This window comes from Paraburkholderia sp. SIMBA_027, assembly GCF_046535315.1.
In the GTDB taxonomy this organism is placed as follows: domain Bacteria; phylum Pseudomonadota; class Gammaproteobacteria; order Burkholderiales; family Burkholderiaceae; genus Paraburkholderia; species Paraburkholderia tropica.
In genome coordinates, this window is sequence record NZ_JAWRWY010000562.1 from 1 (window position 1) to 272 (window position 272).

At 64.7% G+C, this 272-nt stretch carries 1 protein-coding gene; it reads right to left on the reverse strand.

What is annotated here, in order from left to right; translation table 11 throughout:
* A partial coding sequence (locus SB764_RS40260) for a methyl-accepting chemotaxis protein (protein WP_410866789.1) occupies window positions 1–272 on the reverse strand: 272 nt, incomplete at both ends.

A 272-nucleotide genomic window follows, 5' to 3' on the forward strand; every position in this document is an offset into this window, starting at 1 on the left:
CGAGGCACCGATATCCTGCTCGCGGCAGGCAGCGCTGATTTCGGAGACCAGTTCGGCCGTCTTGCGGATATCCGGCACCAGGCGGCCGAGCATTTCGCCGGCGTCGGCAGCAGCCTTCACCGTATCGCCAGACATCGAGCTGATTTCGGCGGCAGCAGACTGGCTGCGTTCCGCAAGCTTTCGGACTTCGGAAGCAACGACCGCAAAGCCCTTGCCGTGTTCGCCTGCACGGGCTGCTTCGACAGCGGCGTTCAGGGCGAGCAGGTCGGTCT